Source organism: Actinomadura sp. 1N219, assembly GCF_044326405.1.
GTDB lineage: Bacteria > Actinomycetota > Actinomycetes > Streptosporangiales > Streptosporangiaceae > Spirillospora.
In genome coordinates, this window is record NZ_JBIRAY010000013.1 from 304,263 (window position 1) to 311,129 (window position 6,867).

6 protein-coding genes and 1 rRNA gene are annotated in these 6,867 nt (G+C 67.8%); all 7 read left to right on the forward strand.

Annotated features, from left to right (window positions below):
- Positions 1 to 10: 10 nt before the first annotated feature.
- The gene (gene thrC / locus ACH35V_RS33870; RefSeq protein ID WP_395978838.1) at positions 11 to 1,255 is read left to right on the forward strand and encodes a threonine synthase; all 1,245 of its coding nucleotides are present in this window, start codon (positions 11 to 13) and stop codon (positions 1,253 to 1,255) included.
- Between the two features lie 10 nt (positions 1,256 to 1,265).
- Positions 1,266 to 1,544, forward strand: coding sequence for a MoaD/ThiS family protein (locus ACH35V_RS33875; RefSeq protein WP_395978840.1), 279 nt, complete (start codon positions 1,266 to 1,268; stop codon positions 1,542 to 1,544).
- 649 nt (positions 1,545 to 2,193) lie between these two features.
- Positions 2,194 to 3,822 (forward strand): chaperonin GroEL, encoded by a 1,629-nt coding sequence (gene groL / locus ACH35V_RS33880; RefSeq protein WP_395978842.1) that lies wholly within the window; start codon positions 2,194 to 2,196, stop codon positions 3,820 to 3,822.
- Positions 3,823 to 4,072: 250 nt separating this feature from the next.
- Positions 4,073 to 4,681, forward strand: a complete 609-nt coding sequence (locus ACH35V_RS33885; protein ID WP_395978844.1) for a phospholipid scramblase-related protein — start codon at positions 4,073 to 4,075, stop codon at positions 4,679 to 4,681.
- A gap of 313 nt (positions 4,682 to 4,994) precedes the next feature.
- Positions 4,995 to 5,582: a phospholipid scramblase-related protein gene (locus tag ACH35V_RS33890; RefSeq protein WP_395978846.1), complete on the forward strand. Its 588-nt coding sequence runs from the start codon at positions 4,995 to 4,997 to the stop codon at positions 5,580 to 5,582.
- 84 nt (positions 5,583 to 5,666) lie between these two features.
- Positions 5,667 to 6,023: a hypothetical protein gene (locus ACH35V_RS33895; protein WP_395978848.1), complete on the forward strand. Its 357-nt coding sequence runs from the start codon at positions 5,667 to 5,669 to the stop codon at positions 6,021 to 6,023.
- A gap of 719 nt (positions 6,024 to 6,742) precedes the next feature.
- Positions 6,743 to 6,867 (forward strand): 16S ribosomal RNA (locus ACH35V_RS33900); the annotation flags it as partial.

The following is a 6,867-nucleotide window of genomic DNA, read 5'->3' on the forward strand; positions in this document are numbered from 1 at the left end:
CCTCGCACCCATGGCCATCACGCCTGCCACGGACCTCGGACCAGCCACCGCTCTCGTCTGCCGCGAATGCGGCACGTCCCGCGACCTCGGGCCTCACTACGCCTGCGAAGAGTGTTTCGGCCCCCTGGAGATCGCCTACGACTTCGGGGGAGTCACCCGCGCGAGCATCGAGTCCGGGCCGCGCAACATCTGGCGTTACAAGGGCCTGCTGCCCGTCCCCGCCACGATCACGGACACGCCCAACACCGAGCCCGGCTTCACCCGCCTCGTCCGCGCCGACAACCTCGCCGAGAGCCTCGGCCTGCAGAGCCTGTGGGTGAAGGACGACAGCGGCAACCCGACCCACTCGTTCAAGGACCGCGTCGTCGCCGTGGCGCTCGCCGCCGCCCGCGAGCTCGGCTTCAAGGTGCTGGCCTGCCCGTCCACCGGCAACCTCGCCAACGCCGTCGCCGCGGCCGCGGCCCGCGCCGGGATCCGCAGCGCAGTGTTCGTCCCGTCCAACCTCGAAGCACAGAAGATCATCACCACCGCCGTCTACGCCGGGACGTTCGTGACGGTCGACGGCAACTACGACGACGTCAACCGCCTGGCCTCCGAGATCGCCGGCGAGCAGGACGACTGGGCGTTCGTCAACGTCAACGTCCGCCCCTACTACGCGGAGGGCTCCAAGACCCTCGGCTACGAGATCGCCGAGCAGCTCGGCTGGCGGCTGCCCGACCAGATCGTCGTCCCGGTCGCGTCCGGCTCCCAGCTCACCAAGATCGACAAGGCGTTCCAGGAACTGATCAAACTGGGCCTCGTCGAGGACAAGCCCTACCGCGTCTTCGGCGCCCAGGCCACCGGCTGCGCCCCGGTCGCCGACGCGTTCAAGGCCGGCCACGACGTCATCCGCCCGGTGAAGCCGGACACGATCGCCAAGTCCCTCGCCATCGGCAACCCCGCCGACGGCCCATACGTCCTGGACGTCGCCCGCCGCACCAACGGCTCCGTCGAGGACGTCGCCGACGACGAGGTCGTCGAGGGCATCCGGCTGCTCGCCCGCACCGAGGGAATCTTCGGCGAGACCGCGGGCGGCGTCACGGTCGCGACCCTCCGTAAACTCATCGCGACCGGCGCTCTGGACCCGTCCGCCGAAACCGTGATCATCAACTCGGGGGACGGCCTGAAGACCCTGGACGCCGTCGCACCCGTCGTCGCGCCGTCCGCGAACATCGCCCCGTCCCTGGAAGCGTTCCGCGCCGCGGGCCTCGCCTGAAAGGAGCACCATGAGCAGCGTGTCCGTCCGTATCCCGACGATCCTGCGGACCTACACCGGCGGCGAGTCGGAGGTGAAGGCCGAGGGCGCCACCCTGCGCGCCGTCGTCGCCGACCTGGAGGCCAGCTACACCGGCATCTCCGCCCGCATCCTGGACGACGCCGGCAAGATCCGCCGCTTCGTCAACGTCTACGTCGGCGACGAGGACGTCCGCTTCGCCGACGGCCTCGACACCCCGACCCCCGAGGGCGCCCAGGTCTCGATCATCCCCGCCGTAGCCGGCGGCTGACCCCGACTCGATCCTGGCGCACCCAGCGCCAGGATCGAGCCCAACCCACTCAGCCGTCGCACTAGGCCAACCTGAATTCACGAGCCTCCCCAGACGCGGACTCGTCCTCCGAGCCGAGGACTTGATGCGCCCCTGCCCAAGAAACTGCGACGACAGGCGCAAGTGCCGACCGTCCGGCCGGACGGTGGGATGCCGGCGGCCAACGTGACGGCTCGTACCGGGCACTCGGTGGCCGTGCTGCAGAGCACATATGCTCACTGCATCGACGACGTGAACCGGCGCATCGAAGCAGCGCCCGGGCCCATCACCCTCGGGTCCTCGTCCCGCGAATACCGGGGGGACGACCGCAAACAGCGGATCACAGCCGCACACCCCTGACGTCCCAGAACGGGGTTTCGACGCAGGTGGGACGGGTTGGGGCTGGTTGGTGACGGTTCGGTGGACGAGGGTGCACGTCGCTTGCACTCGGCAGGGTAGAGTGCTAAACAAACGGTTGGCACTCTACTGTGGAGAGTGACAACTTCACAGTCTGGGTCGGGGCGATGAGGCCTCAGTCCGGCGACGGAATGGCAGTCGTCGGCGGGGGCCGTCCGTCGCGGGCGTCGGCTCGATCCGTCTAAGCCACCTTGTTCCGGGAGGACTGGAGCCTATGGCTGCAAAGATGATCGCGTTCGACGAGGAGGCCCGCCGCGGTCTCGAGCGCGGCATGAACCAGCTCGCCGACGCCGTCAAGGTGACCCTTGGTCCCAAGGGCCGCAACGTCGTGCTGGAGAAGAAGTGGGGCGCCCCCACGATCACGAACGACGGTGTGTCAATCGCCAAGGAGATCGAGCTCGAGGACCCGTGGGAGAAGATCGGGGCGGAGCTCGTCAAGGAGGTCGCCAAGAAGACCGACGACGTCGCGGGTGACGGCACCACGACCGCCACCGTCCTGGCCCAGGCGCTGGTGCGCGAGGGGCTGCGGAACGTGGCGGCCGGCGCGAACCCGATGTCGCTGAAGCGCGGCATCGAGTCCGCGGTCGAGCGGGTGAGCGAGGAGCTGTCCAAGCTCGCCAAGGACGTGGAGACCAAGGAGCAGATCGCGTCCACGGCGTCGATCTCCGCCGGCGACCCGCAGATCGGCGAGATGATCGCCGAGGCGATGGACAAGGTCGGCAAGGAAGGCGTCATCACGGTCGAGGAGAGCCAGACGTTCGGTCTGGAGCTCGAGCTCACCGAGGGGATGCGCTTCGACAAGGGCTACATCTCGCACTACTTCGTGACCGACCCCGAGCGGATGGAGGCGGTCCTCGAGGACCCGTACATCCTGATCGTTCAGGGCAAGGTGTCGGCGAACAAGGACCTGCTGCCCGTGCTCGAGGGCGTCATGCAGTCCGGCAAGCCGCTGCTGATCATCGCGGAGGACGTCGAGGGCGAGGCCCTGGCCACGCTGGTCGTCAACAAGATCCGCGGGATCTTCAAGTCCGTCGCCGTGAAGGCGCCGGGCTTCGGCGACCGCCGCAAGGCCATGCTGGGCGACATCGCCACGCTGACCGGCGGCCAGGTCATCAGCGAGGACGTCGGCCTCAAGCTGGAGAACACCTCGGTCGACATGCTCGGCCGGGCGCGCAAGATCGTCATCGCCAAGGACGAGACCACGATCGTGGACGGCGCCGGTGACGCCAACGAGATCGCGGGCCGGGTCAACCAGATCCGCACCGAGATCGACAACACCGACTCCGACTACGACCGCGAGAAGCTGCAGGAGCGGCTGGCCAAGCTCGCGGGCGGTGTCGCGGTCATCAAGGCCGGCGCCGCGACCGAGGTGGAGCTCAAGGAGCGCAAGCACCGCATCGAGGACGCCGTCCGCAACGCCAAGGCCGCGGTTGAGGAGGGCATCGTCCCCGGTGGCGGCGTCGCGCTGATCCAGGCCGGCACCAAGGCGTTCGACAAGCTGGAGCTCGCGGGCGACGAGGCCACCGGCGCGAACATCGTGAAGCGCGCTCTGGAGGAGCCGCTGAAGCAGATCGCCGTCAACGCCGGTCTCGAGGGCGGCGTCGTGGTGGAGCGGGTCCGCAACCTGACCCCGGGCGAGGGCCTCAACGCCGCGAGCGGCGACTACGTCAACATGTTCGAAGCGGGGATCATCGACCCGGCCAAGGTCACCCGGTCCGCGCTGCAGAACGCGTCGTCGATCGCCGCGCTGTTCCTGACCACCGAGGCGGTCATCGCCGAGAAGCCGGAGAAGAACCCGGCCCCGGCGGGCGGCATGCCCGACGCCGGCGGCATGGACTTCTGACCCGGCTCCATCGGGTTCTGGCGTCCGACTCGGCACGCATACGAAGGGACGGTCCTGTACGGGGCCGTCCCTTCGGCTGTTTCGCGCATTCCGGGCGCGCGGCCGAACCTGCCCGAACCCTCGCACGTCAGACAAACTGATCAGGGTGCTCGGCCTGCTGAGGGCACCGCCTCGTTCGCTCCGGCAGCCCCGGCGGCCGGCCGTCCTGGACCCGGACGTCCACGCCGGAGGACGGCGTTAAGGAGGACATGTGAGCGACCTCTTCAGTTCTCCCGTGCTCAAGATCGAACAGCCGCGCCGCCTCCCTTCCGCGAAGTCCCAGTACAAGGTGTTCGACGCGGGCGGCACCCTGCTGGCCAGAGCGGAAGAGCGATCCGTGTCGCTGAAGCGCCAGGCGTGGCGAGCGGTGATGCTCGACGGCAGCGATCAGCGGACCGTCCAGGTGGAGAACGCCCAGGGCACACCGGTCCTGTTGATCGAACGCCCGAAGACCACCCGCGCGACATGGGTCAGCACACCCGACGGCACCCTGCACGGCTCGATCCGGATGGACGCCTACGAATGGCGCTATCTGCTGCTCGACGCGGCGGAGCGTCCTGTCGGCAGGCTGGACGGAAACAAGACCGCCAGGAAGTTCAAGGTGCTGGACCCCGCCGGAACCCACGTCGCGCAAGTCGACAAGAAATGGAAGGGCATGGCGACCGAACTGCTGACCACCGCGGACCGCTACTCGGTGACGTTCTTCCACACGCTGCCCGACCCGCTGCGGATACTCGTCGTGGCGGCGCCGATCGGACTCGACCTGATGTTGTACGAGGGAAAGGACGTGCCGGATTTCCTCGACGGCCTGACACCCTGACCAGGCCCGCGCCGCCGGTCGCGCTCCATATCGGCCATGAAGGACACCAGGACCCCGACCGGGCAATCGTCAACCTGAACGAAGCCGTCCGGCGGACACAAGTCAGTTTCCCGGACGTGATACTCGAAGTCCCCTGCGCAGGTCAGCCCAGGCAACGCGCGCTCGGCGGCGCGGTCGGCTCCGGAATGTGCTTCCGCTGAACGGCCGGGCTTGGCAGGATCGCCGCTTGGACGGCGCAGCGCACCGAAGGGTGCCGACGCGCCGGGACGGTGAACAGAAGGTCGCCTGTGCGGCCGATGAGGCAGGAGAACGCGTGAACGAAGTGTTCAGCTCCTCGGTGCTCAAGGTCGAACAGCCTCGGAGGGGCCCGTTCGCCAAATCGCGGTACAAGGTGCTCGACGGCGGCGGCGCCGTCCTCGCCATCGCGGCGCCCACCGACGACGAGGGACGCGCCGAGATGCGCGGCGTGTTCGGCGGCAAGTCGAACCTCGACGCCCGGGCGGTCGTGCTGACGACGCCCGACGGCGACCCCGTCGTGATCGTCGACAAGCAGCGGGGCCGGGAATACACCGAGATCCTCACCCCGGAAGGCGATGCCTTCGGCTCGTTCGTCACCGAACGGGTGGGGCGCCGCTATGTCGTCTACGACGGCGAGGGCACCCTGATCGGCGCCGTCTCGGTGGACGTGCCCCGGAACAACTTCGAGGTGACCGACACCGACGGCGCCAAGGTCGCCCACGTCCGGAAGAAATGGGCCGGCCTCGCCACCCACCTGCTGACGACGGCCGACAAGTACGCCGTGGAAATCTTCGACCCCGTGCCCGAACCATTGCGGACGATGGCCGTCATGACGGCGATCGTGATGGACATGAACCTGCACGAGGCCAAAGAGATCACCTGATCCGCGGACGTGGTTCCCGGGCGGGGCTTCACGGGTTCCCGCGGAGGGCTTCCCGGCCGTGCCGCCGCGAGGTACGTTCCGTTCGTGCAGGCCACGCCCGGGCGTCCGAACAGCTGGTGGATCTCGCCGGCGATTCCGACGATCGCGAACTGCGTGCTGGCCGCCCTCTGGGCCTTCTCCGCGCTCGGCGGCTGGGGCGCCACCGCATTCTGCGGTGAGGACGAACAACGCGATCCGGGATGCAGCGCGGGATTCGACGACGCCGTCCGCGCCTCGGCACCGGTCGCCGTTCTGGCCCTCGCCATCGCGGCGACGGCGTGGGCGCTGCCGGGCGTACGGCAGAAACCCGATCGGCTGGACGCCCTTCTCACCGTCGCGGCAATCGTCTGGGTCCTCGCCGAAGGCGTCCTCTTCATCGGCGGATACCTGGCCAAGCCGTAAACCGCCCCGCCATCAACGTCGTTGCCAAAAAGAAACATTGGCGGCCTGGCGCCCGTTGCCCGGGCCGCAGGATGGTGCAAGATCGGACAAAACCCAAGGTAGAACGGGTCTGCGTGCTGAGCCGAGACCGCCTTCCGGACGATTTGGCGCCGCCAGCACGTGCGAGCCGGTTTGACGTTCGCATCTCAGGGGCATACTGTTCACTTCGCCCCACGGGGTTGCGGACGCCGGAAGGCGGCCGGCCCGAGGGGAACCCACTACCGAACCAGCCGACGCGGCTTCGTCGCGCCCGGGCTGTCGTGGTGGGCGGAAAGGCTTGGTTTTGACAATCGAGCCGAATCTGATGAAATAGCTCCACCGCCTCGAAAGAAGCCGCGCAAGTGGCAACGGCCGAGGCATCGGAAAAGGCCGAAATTGACAGTCCGGCCGAATCCGGTAAAGTAAGTCGAGTCACCCCGGAGCGGGAAACGCGAAAGCGAATCCAGCGCGGTGGGTGTCCGTTTCTTGAGAACTCAACAGCGTGTTAAAAGCCAGTGCCTTTATACGGGCCGGCCGATTTGTTCGGCTGGCCCGTCCCCGCGACTATCCCCTCGGGGGTGGTCGGGGATTTCTTTGAGGCAATGCGACTCTTCCGGTTTCCGGGAGGGTGGCGATGCTGGGATTGTTTCCGAGGTTTGGCCGGGTTCGGGGTTCGCCCCCTGCTTCCGGTCGTTTGGACCTTAATGGAGAGTTTGATCCTGGCTCAGGACGAACGCTGGCGGCGTGCTTAACACATGCAAGTCGAGCGGAAAGGCCCCTTCGGGGGTACTCGAGCGGCGAACGGGTGAGTAACACGTGAGCAACC